Source organism: Micromonospora sp. A202, assembly GCF_006715105.1.
In the GTDB taxonomy this organism is placed as follows: Bacteria; Actinomycetota; Actinomycetes; order Mycobacteriales; family Micromonosporaceae; genus Micromonospora; species Micromonospora zamorensis.
Map to the genome: position 1 here is coordinate 1461104 of NZ_VFMP01000001.1, position 13892 is coordinate 1474995.

The 13892-nt window shown below is 70.5% G+C and carries 13 protein-coding genes; 9 read left to right on the plus strand and 4 right to left on the minus strand.

Annotated elements, in window-relative coordinates; translation table 11 throughout:
- Positions 1 to 9 precede the first annotated feature (9 nt).
- Positions 10 to 1764 (minus strand): ATP-binding protein, encoded by a 1755-nt coding sequence (locus tag FBZ33_RS06805; RefSeq protein WP_141908389.1) that lies wholly within the window; start codon positions 1762 to 1764, stop codon positions 10 to 12.
- Between the two features lie 235 nt (positions 1765 to 1999).
- On the opposite strand from FBZ33_RS06805, the gene FBZ33_RS06810 reads away from it, so the two are divergent.
- Together FBZ33_RS06810 and FBZ33_RS06815 are read left to right on the plus strand one after the other, a co-directional pair.
- Positions 2000 to 2518, plus strand: a complete 519-nt coding sequence (locus tag FBZ33_RS06810; protein ID WP_141908390.1) for a SigE family RNA polymerase sigma factor — start codon at positions 2000 to 2002, stop codon at positions 2516 to 2518.
- A complete protein-coding gene (locus FBZ33_RS06815) occupies positions 2511 to 3248 on the plus strand; it encodes a hypothetical protein (RefSeq protein WP_141908391.1) in 738 nt (245 codons plus the stop codon). Before FBZ33_RS06810 ends, FBZ33_RS06815 begins: the two co-directional genes overlap by 8 nt.
- A 4-nt stretch (positions 3249 to 3252) precedes the next feature.
- Here the strand turns inward: FBZ33_RS06815 and FBZ33_RS06820 are convergent, their stop codons facing one another.
- Positions 3253 to 3999, minus strand: a complete 747-nt coding sequence (locus FBZ33_RS06820) for a pyrimidine reductase family protein (RefSeq protein WP_141908392.1) — start codon at positions 3997 to 3999, stop codon at positions 3253 to 3255.
- 150 nt (positions 4000 to 4149) lie between these two features.
- On the opposite strand from FBZ33_RS06820, the gene FBZ33_RS06825 reads away from it, so the two are divergent.
- The 6 genes from FBZ33_RS06825 (at position 4150) to FBZ33_RS06850 (ending at position 10710) form a co-directional block, all read left to right on the plus strand.
- Positions 4150 to 4713: a plasmid pRiA4b ORF-3 family protein gene (locus FBZ33_RS06825; RefSeq protein WP_141908393.1), complete on the plus strand. Its 564-nt coding sequence runs from the start codon at positions 4150 to 4152 to the stop codon at positions 4711 to 4713.
- Positions 4714 to 4939: 226 nt separating this feature from the next.
- The gene (locus tag FBZ33_RS06830; RefSeq protein WP_141908394.1) at positions 4940 to 6229 is read left to right on the plus strand and encodes an ABC transporter substrate-binding protein; all 1290 of its coding nucleotides are present in this window, start codon (positions 4940 to 4942) and stop codon (positions 6227 to 6229) included.
- A gap of 109 nt (positions 6230 to 6338) precedes the next feature.
- Positions 6339 to 7310 (plus strand): carbohydrate ABC transporter permease, encoded by a 972-nt coding sequence (locus tag FBZ33_RS06835; protein WP_141908395.1) that lies wholly within the window; start codon positions 6339 to 6341, stop codon positions 7308 to 7310.
- A 10-nt stretch (positions 7311 to 7320) separates the two neighbouring features.
- Entirely contained in the window at positions 7321 to 8163 is an 843-nt protein-coding gene (locus tag FBZ33_RS06840) for a carbohydrate ABC transporter permease (RefSeq protein WP_088946871.1), read from the plus strand.
- Positions 8160 to 9581, plus strand: a complete 1422-nt coding sequence (locus FBZ33_RS06845; RefSeq protein WP_141908396.1) for a GH1 family beta-glucosidase — start codon at positions 8160 to 8162, stop codon at positions 9579 to 9581. Before FBZ33_RS06840 ends, FBZ33_RS06845 begins: the two co-directional genes overlap by 4 nt.
- A gap of 82 nt (positions 9582 to 9663) precedes the next feature.
- Entirely contained in the window at positions 9664 to 10710 is a 1047-nt protein-coding gene (locus tag FBZ33_RS06850; RefSeq protein ID WP_141908397.1) for a LacI family DNA-binding transcriptional regulator, read from the plus strand.
- A gap of 28 nt (positions 10711 to 10738) precedes the next feature.
- On the opposite strand, the gene FBZ33_RS06855 is transcribed toward FBZ33_RS06850, so the two are convergent.
- Both FBZ33_RS06855 and FBZ33_RS06860 read right to left on the minus strand, forming a co-directional pair.
- Positions 10739 to 11950: an acyl-CoA dehydrogenase family protein gene (locus tag FBZ33_RS06855; RefSeq protein ID WP_141908398.1), complete on the minus strand. Its 1212-nt coding sequence runs from the start codon at positions 11948 to 11950 to the stop codon at positions 10739 to 10741.
- Entirely contained in the window at positions 11950 to 13029 is a 1080-nt protein-coding gene (locus tag FBZ33_RS06860) for a phosphotransferase family protein (protein WP_141908399.1), read from the minus strand. The genes FBZ33_RS06855 and FBZ33_RS06860 overlap by 1 nt, the downstream gene beginning before the upstream one ends.
- A 149-nt stretch (positions 13030 to 13178) precedes the next feature.
- Here FBZ33_RS06860 and FBZ33_RS06865 point away from each other — a divergent pair, with 149 nt between their 5' ends.
- Positions 13179 to 13880: an amino acid-binding protein gene (locus FBZ33_RS06865; protein ID WP_141908400.1), complete on the plus strand. Its 702-nt coding sequence runs from the start codon at positions 13179 to 13181 to the stop codon at positions 13878 to 13880.
- Positions 13881 to 13892: the final 12 nt, after the last annotated feature.

The window sequence follows — 13892 nt, forward strand, 5'->3', positions numbered from 1 at the left end:
GGCCCCTGCCTAGAACGGGATGTCGTCGTCGGTGCTGCCGCCGCCGGAGCCCACCACGGCGAACGGGTCGGCGGACTGGGTGATCGAGCGCAGCGTCTCCGATGGTGCCCGGCCCGCCTCGGAGACCCGGGTGGCCCAGGCCGGGAAGGGGAACTCCAGACAGAGCGGCACCGGGATGTCCGGCTGGTTGACGAACATGGTGCCCGGCTTGGCCAGTAGCGCCCGCTGGCGCTGTGCGGGCGGGAGGAAGCCGTATTCCGGGCGGGACGCCTCGGCCGGGTCGAGCCGGCCGACCACCCGGATCGCTGAGTTGGTGACGATGCGCCGCTCCACCTCGCTCGCCGTCTGCTGCGCGCCGATCAGGATCACCCCGAGCGAGCGGCCCCGCTCGGCGATGTCGAGCAGCACCTCCTTGATCGGCGAGGAGCCCTCTCGGGGGGCGTACTTGTTGAGCTCGTCGAGCACGACGAAGAGCAACGGCTTGGCGGTGCCGGACTTCTCCTTGCGCTCGAACTCGCTCTTCAGCGTCACACCCACCACGAACCGCTGGGCGCGGTCCGGAAGGTTGTGCAGGTCGACGACGGTGACCTGCGCGGACTCGCTGGTGTTGATCGAGTGCGGGCGACGGGTGGCGAGGTCGCCACGGATCAGCCGGGCCAGGTCCTTCTTGCTGCCGATCAACCGCCGGGCGAACGCGTTGACGGTGCCCAGGCCGACCGCGCTGCCCGCCCAGTCGGAGCGGGTCTCGTCGTCGTTGAGCTGGTCGACGATGTGGTCGACCAGGTCGCCGTAGGAGCCGAGCCGGACCCCGTCGATGCTCACCCCGCCGTCGGCCGGCTGGGCGTAGCGGGCCAGGTGCGCGGCCACCGAGTGGACCACCATCGTGTACTGCTGGCGCTCGTCGTCGGCGTCGGCGAAGACGTACGGCAGGAGACGGTCGGCGCAGAACTCGTCCAGCGTCCAGTAGAACGAGTCCACCCCGGTGAGCCGGCTGCTCACATCCGGCGTGCCGGCCGCGTCACCGACCCGGGGCGGGGCGTAGACCCGCACGTCGGGGAAGGCGCCGGCACTGAGGCCGAGCTTCGCGTAGGCCGCACGGGTGGGATCGTCGAGGCGGGTGTTGGGATGGTCCAGGAAGAGCAGGTCCTCACCCTTGACGTTGAAGATCAGCGCCTTGGCGTTGACCGCGTCGCCGCCCAGCACCCCGGAGCGGAACACCGAGTAGAGCAGGAAGGTGGCGAAGCTGGTCTTGGTGGCCACCCCGGAGATGCCGGAGATCGAGACGTGTGCGCCGCGGCTGCCGTCGAGGAAGTCGGCGTTGAGATAGACCGGGACGCCGTCCCGACCCATCCCCATCGGGATGCGCCGTTCCATCCGGTCGAAGTGCAGCGCGCGCGCCCGGGCGTCGCCCTCGGCCCGGTGCACCACCGCGCCGGGGGTCGGCGGCACGTACAGCTCCGGATCGACCCGGGTGGTGGTGACCTCGGCGGCCTCCTGCACCTGCGCGGGCAGCGTGCCGTCGGCGATGGCGAACACGTCGGACTCGAACTGGGCGCCCTCGTGTCGAGCGCGGACCTGGGTGACCACGCCGGCGATCGTCACCGGCTCCCGGTCCGGCAGCTCCCGTCGGGTGACCACGACGTCGTCGAGCTGGAGATAGCTGCCGGGTGCCACGGCCGTCCAGAACTGCAACGGGGTGGCGTCAGCGGTGCCCAGCACCCGCCCGACCACCTCGCCCGGGCTGTCGAGCTCGGCGTCGGTCATCGGGCGACTCGGGTCGGTCGGGCAACACGGTCGGGAACCATGAGGTGCATCCTGCCCGAGGAGTACGACAGGTCGCCACGCGACGCGGCGGACGACACCATGCGCCGTCACACTCATGACGCTGGGTGCTCGACCGAGCGCATGAGGTGGGCGGGAGTCGTGTAGGCGTGTCACCGCGCGAGGTCCGGACTCAACCCCCGAGGCACCGGTCGCGTTACCTAGGCATGGAGCACGTATGAATGACGACTTCGGCGCTTTCGTCGCGACGAGCGGCCCGCGACTGCTCCGCTTCGCCGTACTGATCACCGGGCAGCGGGCGGACGCCGAGGACCTGCTGCAGGAGGTGCTGGAGCAGGCGTATCCGCGCTGGCCCGTGGTCCGGCAACGGCAACCGGAGGCCTACCTGCGTCGTGCCATGACGAACCGGTTGGTCAGCCGGTGGCGCTCTCCGTGGAACCGACGTCGGGTCGCCGGCCTTCCGGACGCGGTGCCGCAGCAGGATGAGACTACCCGGGTCGACGACCGGGAGTTGCTGCTGGCGGCACTGCGGGAGCTTCCACCGCGGATGCGGGCGGTGGTGGTGGTCCGGTACTGGCTCGGCTTCTCCGAGGCGGAGGCTGCTGCCGAACTGGAATGTTCTGTGGGCTCGGTGAAGAGCCAGGCTTCCCGTGGCCTGCACCGCCTACGGGCCCGACTGGAGGCGGCCGGTGTTCCCCCACTCGACCTAGACCTCGCGGAGGAGAACCATGCGTGACAACGAGGTGGCCGCCCTGCTCGACCACGCCGTCGCGACCGTGGAGCTGCCACCCGGTCTCGCGCAACGGGTCGTCACGAGAAGCCGGGCGCGTCGCCGTCGGCGTCTGCTGCTGTCGGGTGGCACGGTGGCCATGGTGGTCGCCGCCGGGGCACTGCTGCTCCCGCAACTGGGGCCGGCCGGCAGCGAGGGCGGGGGCACCGGGCCGATCGCCGCTGCCGAGGTTCCGGTCGGGATCGTCGGTCCCGACGGTCGACCGGTGACGCAGGCGCAGGTCGTGGCGGTCGGCCGGGTCGGTACGGAGACGCTCGTGCTGATCCGGCGCGAACCACGCGCCGAGGAGCGTGCCGCCGGGGGACAGGCGGTCGAGGTCCTGACCGCCCCGGACGTGGGCGAACCGCGCCGGTTGCTCGACCACCTCTCGTACGACCTGGCCTGCGTCGACGGTGATGTGGTCTGCGCGGCTGTCCGATCCGCCGGCGGTGGGCTGGGCGTTGCCGTGGCCCGTCGCTCCGGCGGCCGGCTCTACGTCCTGGTCCAGGTGCCTCAGGGGCGTACCGTCGAGGTCGTCGCCAACGGCGTGCTGCATCCGCTCGGTGCGGCGCCGCGGGGCGCGGTGGTCGAGGTGGTCGCCGCCGAGCCGTACGAAGAGGTGCAGGTCTGGGCGAGCACCGAGGACGGCCGGCGATACCAGATCCCGTGGGCTCCCGGGGCGGTGCTCATCGACTGAGATTTCACGGACGGACGTGGCGGAGCAGGAGGACGCCGTCCTCGGCGGCCAGCACGTGCCGCAGTGGCAGGTGCCGGGGCGGTGCGGCCTCGCCGGCGGTGATCCGGCCCGGGCCGGGCCCGGCGAGCAGCGGCGCGACGGTGAGGCACAGCTCGTCCACCAGGTCGGCGGCGGTGAGCGCGCCGAACAGGTGCGGGCCGCCCTCACAGAGCAGTTGGGTGAGCCCGCGTCGGTGCAGCTCGGCGAGGCCGGCGGCCAGGTCGACCCGCCCGATGCCGCAGCGCAGCAGGTCGGCGACGTCCGTCAGGCCGGGCGGTGGCTCGGCGTCGGCGTGGGTGAGCACGATCGGACGGGTCGGCGCGTCGGCGAAGGCAGCCTGCGCCGGATCGAGGTCGAGCGAACCGGAGACGACCACCAGCGTCGGATACTCGGCCAGCCCGTGCTCGCGTCGCCAGGCGCGGCGGCGCTCGTCGAGGCGGACCGCCCGGTATCCCTCGTGGCGCAGCGTGCCGGCGGCCACCACCAGCGCGTCGCAGACCATCCGCAGCACGCCGAACACCCGCTTGTCCGGCTGGCCGGATAGCCCTGCGGAATAGCCGTCCAGGGTGACCGCGCCGTCCAGGCTGGCGACGAAGTTGACCCGGAGTCGGGGCTGGTCGGCGCGGCCGTAGAGCGTGGTCAGCGCGGCGTCGTCGAGTTGTTGCGTCGAAGGCTCGGGCCAGAGCCGTCGGATCGGAATTCCGACGCTCATTCGCCGGCCGGACCAGTGACGGGAGGGGTCGGTTCGGCGGTACGGTGCTGGCAGTCGCACCAGTTCCGGCCCGGGCAGTCGTCGTGTCGCCGGGCCCGGCACGCTCGGCAGATCATGCTCGCAGCCTAAGCCGCGGGAGGACAGGACAGCATGCCGCGTCAGATCTTCCAGCTGAAGATGTCCCTCGCCGGCGTCCGCCCGCCGGTGTGGCGCCGGGTGCTCGTGCCGGCCGGCTACACGCTGGACCGGCTGCACCGGGTGGTGCAGCACGCGATGGGTTGGCGGGACTGCCACCTGCACTCGTTCGAGATCGACGCCGTGCAGTACGGCGACCCCGACCCGGACGGCGAGTTGGCGCTGCACGACGAGCTGGACGTGCGGCTGGACGCGGTGCTCGGCAAGGGCAGCCGGTTCTCCTACACGTACGACTTCGGTGACTGGTGGGAGCACGACCTGGTCGTGGAGGACGCGCTGACCGCCGACCCCGACGAGCGGTACCCGGTCTGCCTGGACGGTGAGCGGGCGTGCCCGCCCGAGGGCGTCGGCGGGCCGCTGGGCTACCAGGTGCTCCTGGACGACCCGACCGTCCCGGCCGACCCGGCCGACCTCGTCAGCCCTGGCCACGGGTTGTTGCACGAATGGGCAGGCTCTTCCTTCGACCCGTCCCGCTTCGACCCGGACCAGACCACCACCCTGCTCCGCCGCTTCTGCTGAAGCTCCGCCGGTCCGAGGCGGAGTTGCGAGGCGGAGTTACCAGGTGAGCTGAGCGGTAACGATCTGGGAACGCTCCCATCGCCCTATTGACACTCCCGTTACCTGTCGGCAATCTCATGGGAGCGCTCCCGAGGGTGGCATGGGTCACTGACGCATCCCCGGCCAGGCGTGATGAGCACCCCACCACGACACATCCAGCCTCACCACCGGAAAGAGGGGTCAGCGAATGAGTGTCACCACGCGGCGTACCCGCCTGGCGGCCGCTGCCCTGGCCGCGATCACCGCTATCGGCGGTCTCGCAGCCTGCGGCAACGACGACGACAAGCCGGCGGCCGGCGAGAAGCCAGCCAAGCTGGTCGTCGACACCTTCGGCGAGATGGGCTACGACGAGCTCGTCAAGCAGTACGAGAAGGACACCGGCATCAAGGTCGAGCTGCGCAAGACCGCGCAGCTCGCCGAGTACCGGCCGAAGCTGGTCCGCTACCTGGCCACCGGCAAGGGTGCGGCGGACGTCACCGCCCTGGAAGAGGGCATCCTCAACGAGTTCAAGCCCAACGCGCGCAACTGGTCCGACCTCGCGCCGCTGGTCTCGGACCACTCCAAGGAATACCTGCCCTGGAAGTGGGAGCTGGGCAAGGCGCCCGACGGCCGGCTGATCGGCCTGCCGACCGACGTCGGCAGTCTCGCCGTCTGCTACCGCAAGGACCTGTTCCAGGCTGCCGGCCTGCCCACCGAGCGCGACCAGGTGTCGGCGCTCTGGTCGGACTGGAACGGCTTCCACGAGGCCGGCCGGAAGTACAAGCAGGGCAGCGGCGGCAAGGCGTTCATCGACTCGATCACCGCCGTCTCCAACGGCGTGATGTTCCAGGGCAACGGTGACCTGTTCTACGACAAGGAAGACAACATCATCGCGGACACCAGCCCCGCGGTGAAGAACGCCTGGGACACCGCCACCTCGATGGCGGACATCTCCGCCAAGGCGCAGACCTGGTCGCCGGAGTGGTCCGGTGGCTTCAAGCAGGGCACCTTCGCGGCGACCTTCTGCCCGTCCTGGATGCTCGGCATCGTCACGGAGAACTCCGGTCCGGCCAACAAGGGCAAGTGGGACGTGGCGTCGGTGCCGGGCGGCGGCGGTAACTGGGGCGGCTCGTGGCTCGCGGTTCCGGCGCAGAGCAAGTACCCGAAGGAGGCGGCGAAGCTCGCCGAGTACCTGACCAACGCGAAGAGCCAGGTGGAGGCCTTCAAGGCCAAGGGCCCGCTGCCCACCAACCTGGAGGCGCTGAAGAACGACGCGTTCATCAGCTACACCAACGAGTACTTCAGCAACGCGCCGACCGGCAAGATCTTCGGGGAGAGCGTCGCCAAGATCCAGCCGACCCACCTGGGCCCGAAGCACCAGGCGATCAAGGAGAACGCACTCGAGCCGGCCCTGCGGGCGTTCGAGAGCGGGCAGGCCGACAAGGCGAAGGCCTGGGAGCAGTTCACGAAGGACGCCAAGACTCAGGGTGCCTTCTGAGTGATTCCCTGCCGGTGGCGTTCGGGGCTTCCCGGACGCCACCGGCCGGTCCCCTCCGCGTAGCGCCCTGCGCGAGGGCCCCCGGGCCTCGCCGGAAAAGGAAATTCGCATGAGCCTGTCGGCCACGACGGCACCGCCGTCGCCAGCAGCACCGCCTTCTCCCGATCTCCCTTCCCGGCAGCGCCGGGGAAGGCTACTCAACCGCCTCGATGTCAAGTACTCGCCGTACCTCTACATCGCCCCGTTCTTCCTGATCTTCGGCGCGTTCGGGCTGTATCCGATGGTGCGTACCGCCTGGATGTCTCTGCACGACTGGGACATGATCGGCGATCACTCGTTCATCGGCTTCGACAACTACACCCGGCTGTTCTCCGACGAGTACTTCTGGAACGCGCTGGTCAACACGTTCGGCATCTTCGCCATGTCGACCATCCCGCAGCTGTTGCTCGCCCTCTTCCTGGCGAACCTGCTCAACCGGACCTTCCTGCGCGCCAAGACCTTCTTCCGGATGGCCATCTTCATGCCGAACGTGGTGTCGGTGGCCGCGGTCGCGATCGTCTTCGGGATGCTGTTCCAGCGAGAGTTCGGCCTGTTCAACTGGCTGCTCAGTTTCGTCGGTGTCGACCCGGTCGACTGGGACGGGCAGCGGTGGAGCTCGTGGTTCGCCATCTCATCGATGGTCAACTGGCGGTGGACCGGTTACAACACCCTGATCCTGCTCGCCGGCATGCAGGCGATCCCGAAGGACCTCTACGAGGCTGCGGAGATCGACGGCGCCGGCCCGTGGCGGCAGTTCTGGCAGATCACCCTGCCCATGCTCAAGCCCACCTTCACCTTCGTGGTCATCCTGTCCACGATCGGCGGCATGCAGCTCTTCACCGAGCCGCTGCTCTTCGCCAACGGCAACATTCTCGGCGGCAGCCAGCGGGAGTTCCAGACGCTGGCCATGTACATGTACGAGATGGGCATCGCGAACCTGAACACCGCCGGCTACGGAGCCGCGGTCGCCTGGGCCATCTTCATGATCATCGTCGTGGTGTCGCTGTTCAATTTCCTACTCGTCCGCCGCTCGGCGAAGTGAGGAGAGATCGATGATCTCGGCTTCCCAGCGCCTGTGGCGCACCAGCCCGCTGACCTACGTGGCGCTCATCCTGGCGGCACTGCTGTCGATCTACCCGTTCTACTACATGCTGGTGATCGGCAGTCGCAGCCTGGACAACATCAACGACGTGCCGCCGCCGCTCACCCCGGGCGGGGCGTTCGGTGACAACTTCGGGCGGGTGCTCGACAACGACGCCGCCAACTTCCTCACCGGCATGATGAACTCGATCATCGTCTCCTCGGTGGTCACCCTGTCGGTGGTGCTCACCGGTTCGCTGGCCGGGTTCGCCTTCGCCAAGCTGAAGTTCCGGGGCAGCAACGCTCTTCTGCTGGCGATCATCGTCACCATGATGATCCCGACCCAGATGGGCCTCATCCCGCTCTGGTCCATGATGCAGGACCTGGGGTGGTACGACACCCTCTACGCGGTCACCGTGCCGTTCCTGGTCAGCGCCTTCGGCGTGTTCATGATGCGGCAGTACGCCAGCCAGGCCATCTCCGACGAGCTGATCGAGGCCGGCCGCGTCGACGGGGCGAGCACGTTCCGGATCTACTGGAGCATCGTGCTGCCCGCGCTACGTCCCGCCGCCGGCGTGCTCGGTCTGCTGACCTTCATGGAGACCTGGAACTCGTTCATCTGGCCGTACGCCATCCTCACCCCGGAGAACCCGACCCTCCAGGTCTCGCTCTCCTTCCTCTCGTACGCCTACTACACCGACTACTCCCAGGTGTTCGCCGCCACGGCGATCGGCACCATCCCCCTCGTGCTCGTCTTTCTCGTGTTCGGCCGCCAGATCATCGGCGGGATCATGGAAGGTGCCGTCAAGTCGTGAGCAACCCCGCCAGCCCACCCGCCGTCGACGTCCTCGACGAGCGCCCCGGGCTGACCTTTCCACCCGGATTCCTCTGGGGGGCCGCGACTGCGGCGTACCAGATCGAGGGGGCGGCGGCCGTGGACGGTCGCACCCCGTCGATCTGGGACACCTTCAGCCACACCGAGGGTCGGGTCGTCGCCGGGCACACCGGGGACGTCGCGTGCGACCACTACCACCGGCTCGGCGACGACGTCGCGCTGATGGCGGAGCTCGGCCTCAAGTCGTACCGTTTCTCGGTCTCCTGGCCCCGGGTGCAGCCCGGCGGAACGGGCGCGGCCAACCCGCAGGGCCTGGACTTCTACCGGCGGCTGGTCGACGAACTGTTGGCCAACGGCATCGAGCCGTGGCTCACCCTGTACCACTGGGACCTGCCGCAGCCGCTGGAAGACGCCGGCGGCTGGCCGGCCCGGGACACCGCGGCCCGCTTCGCCGACTACACGACGCTGCTGGCCGACGCGCTCGGTGACCGGGTGCGTTACTGGACTACGCTGAACGAGCCGTGGTGCTCCGCGTTCCTCGGCTACGGCTCCGGTGTGCACGCCCCCGGCCGCACCAACGGGGCGGACGCGGTTCGCGCCGGGCACCACCTGATGCTCGGTCACGGCCTGTCCGTGCAGGCGTTGCGGGCTGCCCGGCCGACCGCCGAGGTGGGCGTGACCGTCAACCTCTACCCGGTCGACCCGGCCAGCGACACCCCTGCTGACTCCGACGCCGCCCGGCGGATCGACGGGCTGGCCAACCGGTTCTTCCTGGACCCGCTGCTGCGCGGGTCGTACCCGGAGGACCTCGTGGCCGACCTGCGCACGGTGACCGACTTCGGCCACGTGCGCGACGGCGACCTGGCGACCATCTCCACGCCGCTGGACCTGGTCGGGGTCAACTACTACAGCCGGCACGTGGTCGCCGCACCGACCGAGGGTGTCGCGACCGACAGTGCTCCCTCGTGCTGGCCGGGCAGCGAGGACGTACGGTTCGTCACCCGGGGCGTCCCGGTCACCGACATGGGCTGGGAGATCGACGCCCCGGGCCTGACCGAGACGCTGCGGCGGGTGCACGACTACACCGACCTGCCGCTCTACGTCACCGAGAACGGGTCCGCGTTCGTCGACTCGGTGGTCGACGGGCAGGTCGACGACGTCGACCGGCTGGCCTACTTCGACGCGCATCTGCGCGCCGCGCACGAGGCGATCAACGACGGAGTTCCCCTGCGGGGATACTTTGCCTGGTCGTTGATGGATAATTTCGAATGGGCCTGGGGTTACACCAAGCGGTTCGGCATGATCCACGTCGACTACGACAGCCAGGCCCGCACCCCCAAGTCCAGCGCCAAGTGGTACGCCTCGGTGATCCGGCGCAACGGTCTGGCCGCACAATAGGCTCGGGCCAGCCATCAGGACGGTCCTGGCGTCCACCTCCCGCAGGTGGCGCCGGGTCCGTCCGCCGTCGGAGGAGCAGACGATGACAACGCAGCGCACCCGGTCGCTCGGGCGCCCGACCCTCGACGCGGTCGCGGCGCGTGCCGGCGTCGGCCGGGGCACGGTCTCCCGCGTGGTCAACGGCTCGCCCCAGGTCAGCCCGGAGGCACGGGCCGCGGTCCAGCAGGCCATCGCCGAGCTGGGGTACGTGCCGAACCGGGCTGCCCGTGCGCTCGTCACCCAGCGCACCGACTCCGTCGCCCTGGTGGTGTCCGAGTCCGGCGAGCGGGTCTTCACCGAGCCGTTCTTCGCCTCGATCGTGCGGGGCATCAGCTCCGCGCTGCTGGAGACGCCGATGCAGCTCTGGCTGGCCATGGCGCAGTCGCCGGTCGAGCGGGAGCGGGTCGAGCACCACCTGACCAACCAGCACGTCGACGGGGTGCTGCTGCTGTCGTTGCACGACTCCGACCCGCTGCCGACCCTGCTGGAGGAGCGCGGCCTGCCCGCCGTGCTCGGCGGTCGGCCCGCCCGGATGCTGCAACCCGGCGCCCAACCGGCCTGGTTCGTCGACGTGGACAACGTTGGCGGGGCTCGGCAGGCGGTGGAATACCTGACCGGGTTGGGGCGCCGACGCATCGGCACCATCGCCGGGCCACAGGACATGGGCGCCGGCCTGGCCCGCCTGGCCGGCTACACCGAGGCGGTCAAGGCCACCGGGGGCGGCGTCAACCCCGACCTGATCGCGTACGGCGACTTCAGCGAGGGCAGCGGCGCGGCCGCCATGCGCCGGCTACTGGACTCCTGCCCGGACCTGGACGCGGTCTTCGTGGCGTCCGACCTCATGGCGTTCGGCGCGCTGCGTACCCTGCGCGAGGCCGGCCGGCGCGTGCCCGAGGACGTCGCGGTGATCGGCTTCGACGACGCCACGATCGCCAAACAGGCCGAGCCGCCGCTGACCACCGTCTTCCAGCCGGTGGAGGAGATGGGTCGACAGATGGCCCGCCTGCTGGTCGCCCGCATCCGCGGCGACGACCTCCCGGCCCCGCATATCCTCCTGGACACCCAGCTGGTCCACCGCGCCAGCGCCTGACCCCCACCGCGGGGCGGCGCTGTGCGGGTTACGGGGCCCAGCGGCGGAGTTCCCGCTTGGCGAGGGAGTTGCGGTGGACCTCGTCGGGGCCGTCGGCCAGGCGCAGGGTGCGGGTCTGCGCCCACAGGGCAGCCAGTGGCGTGTCCTGGCTGACGCCGGCGCCGCCGTACCCCTGGATGGCCTTGTCGATCACCCACTCCGCCATCGCCGGGGTGCCGATCTTGATGGCCTGGATCTCGGTGTGCGCGCCCTTGTTGCCGACGGTGTCCATCAGCCAGGCCGTCTTGAGCACCAGCAACCGGGCCTGCTCGATGCGCACCCGTGACTCGGCGATCCACTCCCGGACCACGCCCTGCTCGGCCAGCGGTCGGCCGAACGCGACCCGCTCGAGCGCCCGCTTGCAGAGCAGTTCCAATGCCCGCTCAGCCATTCCGATCAATCGCATGCAGTGGTGGATCCGGCCGGGACCCAGCCGGGCCTGGGCGATGGCGAAGCCGGTGCCCTCGGCGCCGATCAGGTTCTCCGCGGGCACCCGGACATCGATGAAGTCGATCTCGGCGTGCCCACCGTGTGAGCCGTCGGTGTAGCCGAAGACGCTCATGCCCCGACGGACGTTCACCCCGGGGGTGTCCCGGGGGACCAGCACCATGCTCTGCTGGCGGTGCCGGTCGGCGTCCGGGTCGGTCTTGCCCATCACGATGAAGATCTCGCAGCGCGGGTCCATCGCGCCGGACGACCACCACTTGCGCCCGTTGATCACGTACTCGTCGCCGTCGCGGATGATCCGGGTGGCGATGTTGGTGGCGTCGGAGGATGCCACGTCCGGCTCGGTCATGCAGAACGCGGAACGGATCTCGCCCTCCAGCAGCGGCATCAGCCAGCGCTTCTGCTGCGCTTCCGAGCCGAACTCGGCCAGCAGTTCCATGTTGCCGGTGTCCGGTGCCGCGCAGTTGACCGCCTCCGGCGCCAGGTGCGGGCTGCGCCCGGTCAACTCGGCCAGCGGCGCGTACTGGAGGTTGGTCAGGCCGGCGCCGTAGCGCGGGTCGGGGAGGAACAGGTTCCACAGGCCGCGTTTGCGGGCCTCCGCCTTCAGCTCGGCCAACACGGGGGTACGCGACCACGGGTCACCGGTGGCGACCTGCTCGGCGTGCACGGCCTCGGCCGGGTAGACGTGCTCGGTCAGGAATCGGGTCAGCTCGCCGCGTAGTTCCTCGGTCCGGCTGTCGTATGAGAAGTCCATCAGCGCTCCCTGGCGGTGGTCAGCCCGTGTGCGACCAGCGGTGCCACCATCTCGCCGATCCGGTCGAAGCCCTCGCCGAGCGTCTGCCCGAGCGTGTGGCGGTAGTGGATGCCCTCGCAGATGACCGCGAGCTTGAAACAGCCGAGTGCCACGTGCCAGTGCAGCGGCCCGACGTCCACGTCGCTGCGCCCCGCGTACCGGTCGATCAGCTCGGCGCCGGTGGGGAAGCCGGCGCGCGGCCCGAGCCCGTCGGCGACCGGGTTGCCGTCGGCCGTGTCGCTGCCACCGAGCACGTCCCAGTAGGTCAGGAGCAGCCCCAGATCGGCGAGGGGGTCGCCGAGGGTGGCCATCTCCCAGTCGAGGACGGCGTGCACGGCCACCGGGTCGGCCGAGGCGAGAAGATTGTCCAGTCGGTAGTCGCCGTGCACGATCCGGCCGGCGTTCGCGCCCTCCGGGGCGGTGGCCGCCAGCAGGTCACGCAGCTCGTCGATGCCGGGCAGATCACGGCTGCGCGAGCGGTCGAGCTGCCCGCCCCAGCGGCGGACCTGCCGGGCCAGGTAGCCCTCCGGGCGGCCGAAGTCGCTCAGCCCCACCGAGGACGGCTCGACGCTGTGCAGCGCGGCGAGAGTGTCCATCATTGCCATGGCGAGGGCGCGGCGTCGCTCGTCGCCCAGCGGGTCGGTCTGTGCGCGGGTGCGGAACACCTCACCGGGCATCCGCTCCATGAGGTAGAACGGCGCGCCGATCACCTCCGGGTCGGTGCAGAGCAGCAGCGCGCCGGGCACCGGCACCTCGGTCGGGGCCAGCGCCGAGATGACCCGGAACTCCCGGGCCATGTCGTGCGCGGTCGCCAGCACGTGCCCCAGCGGCGGGCGGCGCAGCACGACCTCACGGTCGCCGAGGCGCAGCAGGTAGGTGAGGTTGGACTTGCCGCCCGCGATCAGGTTGGCGCGCAGTGGCCCGACGGCCAACTCGGGTCGGTGCTGAGCCAGATAGTCGGCGAGTCGGTCCAGGGCGAGCCCGGTGGGGGAGCCTGGGACGGCCTCCGGCCGCAACGCATCGATGGCCGGATCACTCATCCGACTAGTTGATGGCAGCCGGTTCACGTTGTCAATATGAGATTTTCCGCTCGGGACATGCCTTTGCAACAGGGACGAAATGGTCAACGACCAGGCTGGGGCCAGCCTGCCGGTCGCACTCTGCCGGCCCGCCGAGCGGAGGGACAGACATGTTGCTGCGAGTTCGGGTCACCCTGCCGGACCGTCCAGGCACGCTCGGCCAGGTCGCCCGCACGCTGGGCGTCTCCGGCGCGGACATCGTCCAGGTGGTGGTCCTCGAACGCCTCGGCGGGCGCGCGGTGGACGACTTCACAGTGGTCTGGCCGGGCGCGGCGCGGGTGGAGCGGCTGCTGGCCGGTCTCGCGGCGATCCCCGGCGTGCGGGTGGACGGCGTGTGGCGGGCGATCGGCGCGCCCACCACCACCGGGCAGGACGCGGAGCTGCTGGCGCAGGTCGCGGCCAACCCGGCCGACGGGCTCGCCACCCTGGTCGACGCGGTTCCCGGGCTGCTGGCAGCCGACTGGGCCGTCGCCGCCGTGGTGCCTGTCGACTGGGCCTCGCGGACCGGGGGCGGCGGGGCGACAGTGGGGCACGCGAGCTGGCGTGCACCCGTACCCCTGCGGTTGCCGGAGGTGACCCCGCTGCGCGGCCGGTCGATGACCACGCCCGACGGCACGCACCACGCGGTCGCGCCGTTCGGACGGGCGGGCCTGGTGCTGGTGGTGGCCCGCGAGCACAGCGAGACCCTCTCCGCCGCCGCGTTCCACAGCACCGAGGTGGATCGCCTCACCCAGCTCGTCCGGGCCTGCGCGGTGATCCTCGGTGACCGGCTCGACCTGGTCGGCGCGCCGCCGGTGGTCGCCGGCCCCTGATCGGCCCGAGGA

What these genes read in the sequence shown, in the direction of transcription:
- FBZ33_RS06810 (WP_141908390.1), top strand. Translation starts at nt 2,000, where the DNA reads ATGAATGACGACTTCGGCGCTTTCGTCGCGACGAGCGGCCCGCGACTG.
- FBZ33_RS06830 (WP_141908394.1), top strand. Translation starts at nt 4,940, where the DNA reads ATGAGTGTCACCACGCGGCGTACCCGCCTGGCGGCCGCTGCCCTGGCC.
- FBZ33_RS06815 (WP_141908391.1), top strand. Translation starts at nt 2,511, where the DNA reads ATGCGTGACAACGAGGTGGCCGCCCTGCTCGACCACGCCGTCGCGACC.
- FBZ33_RS06820 (WP_141908392.1), bottom strand. Translation starts at nt 3,999, where the DNA reads ATGAGCGTCGGAATTCCGATCCGACGGCTCTGGCCCGAGCCTTCGACG.
- FBZ33_RS06860 (WP_141908399.1), bottom strand. Translation starts at nt 13,029, where the DNA reads ATGAGTGATCCGGCCATCGATGCGTTGCGGCCGGAGGCCGTCCCAGGC.
- FBZ33_RS06855 (WP_141908398.1), bottom strand. Translation starts at nt 11,950, where the DNA reads ATGGACTTCTCATACGACAGCCGGACCGAGGAACTACGCGGCGAGCTG.
- FBZ33_RS06865 (WP_141908400.1), top strand. Translation starts at nt 13,179, where the DNA reads ATGTTGCTGCGAGTTCGGGTCACCCTGCCGGACCGTCCAGGCACGCTC.
- FBZ33_RS06805 (WP_141908389.1), bottom strand. Translation starts at nt 1,764, where the DNA reads ATGACCGACGCCGAGCTCGACAGCCCGGGCGAGGTGGTCGGGCGGGTG.
- FBZ33_RS06835 (WP_141908395.1), top strand. Translation starts at nt 6,339, where the DNA reads ATGAGCCTGTCGGCCACGACGGCACCGCCGTCGCCAGCAGCACCGCCT.
- FBZ33_RS06850 (WP_141908397.1), top strand. Translation starts at nt 9,664, where the DNA reads ATGACAACGCAGCGCACCCGGTCGCTCGGGCGCCCGACCCTCGACGCG.
- FBZ33_RS06840 (WP_088946871.1), top strand. Translation starts at nt 7,321, where the DNA reads ATGATCTCGGCTTCCCAGCGCCTGTGGCGCACCAGCCCGCTGACCTAC.
- FBZ33_RS06825 (WP_141908393.1), top strand. Translation starts at nt 4,150, where the DNA reads ATGCCGCGTCAGATCTTCCAGCTGAAGATGTCCCTCGCCGGCGTCCGC.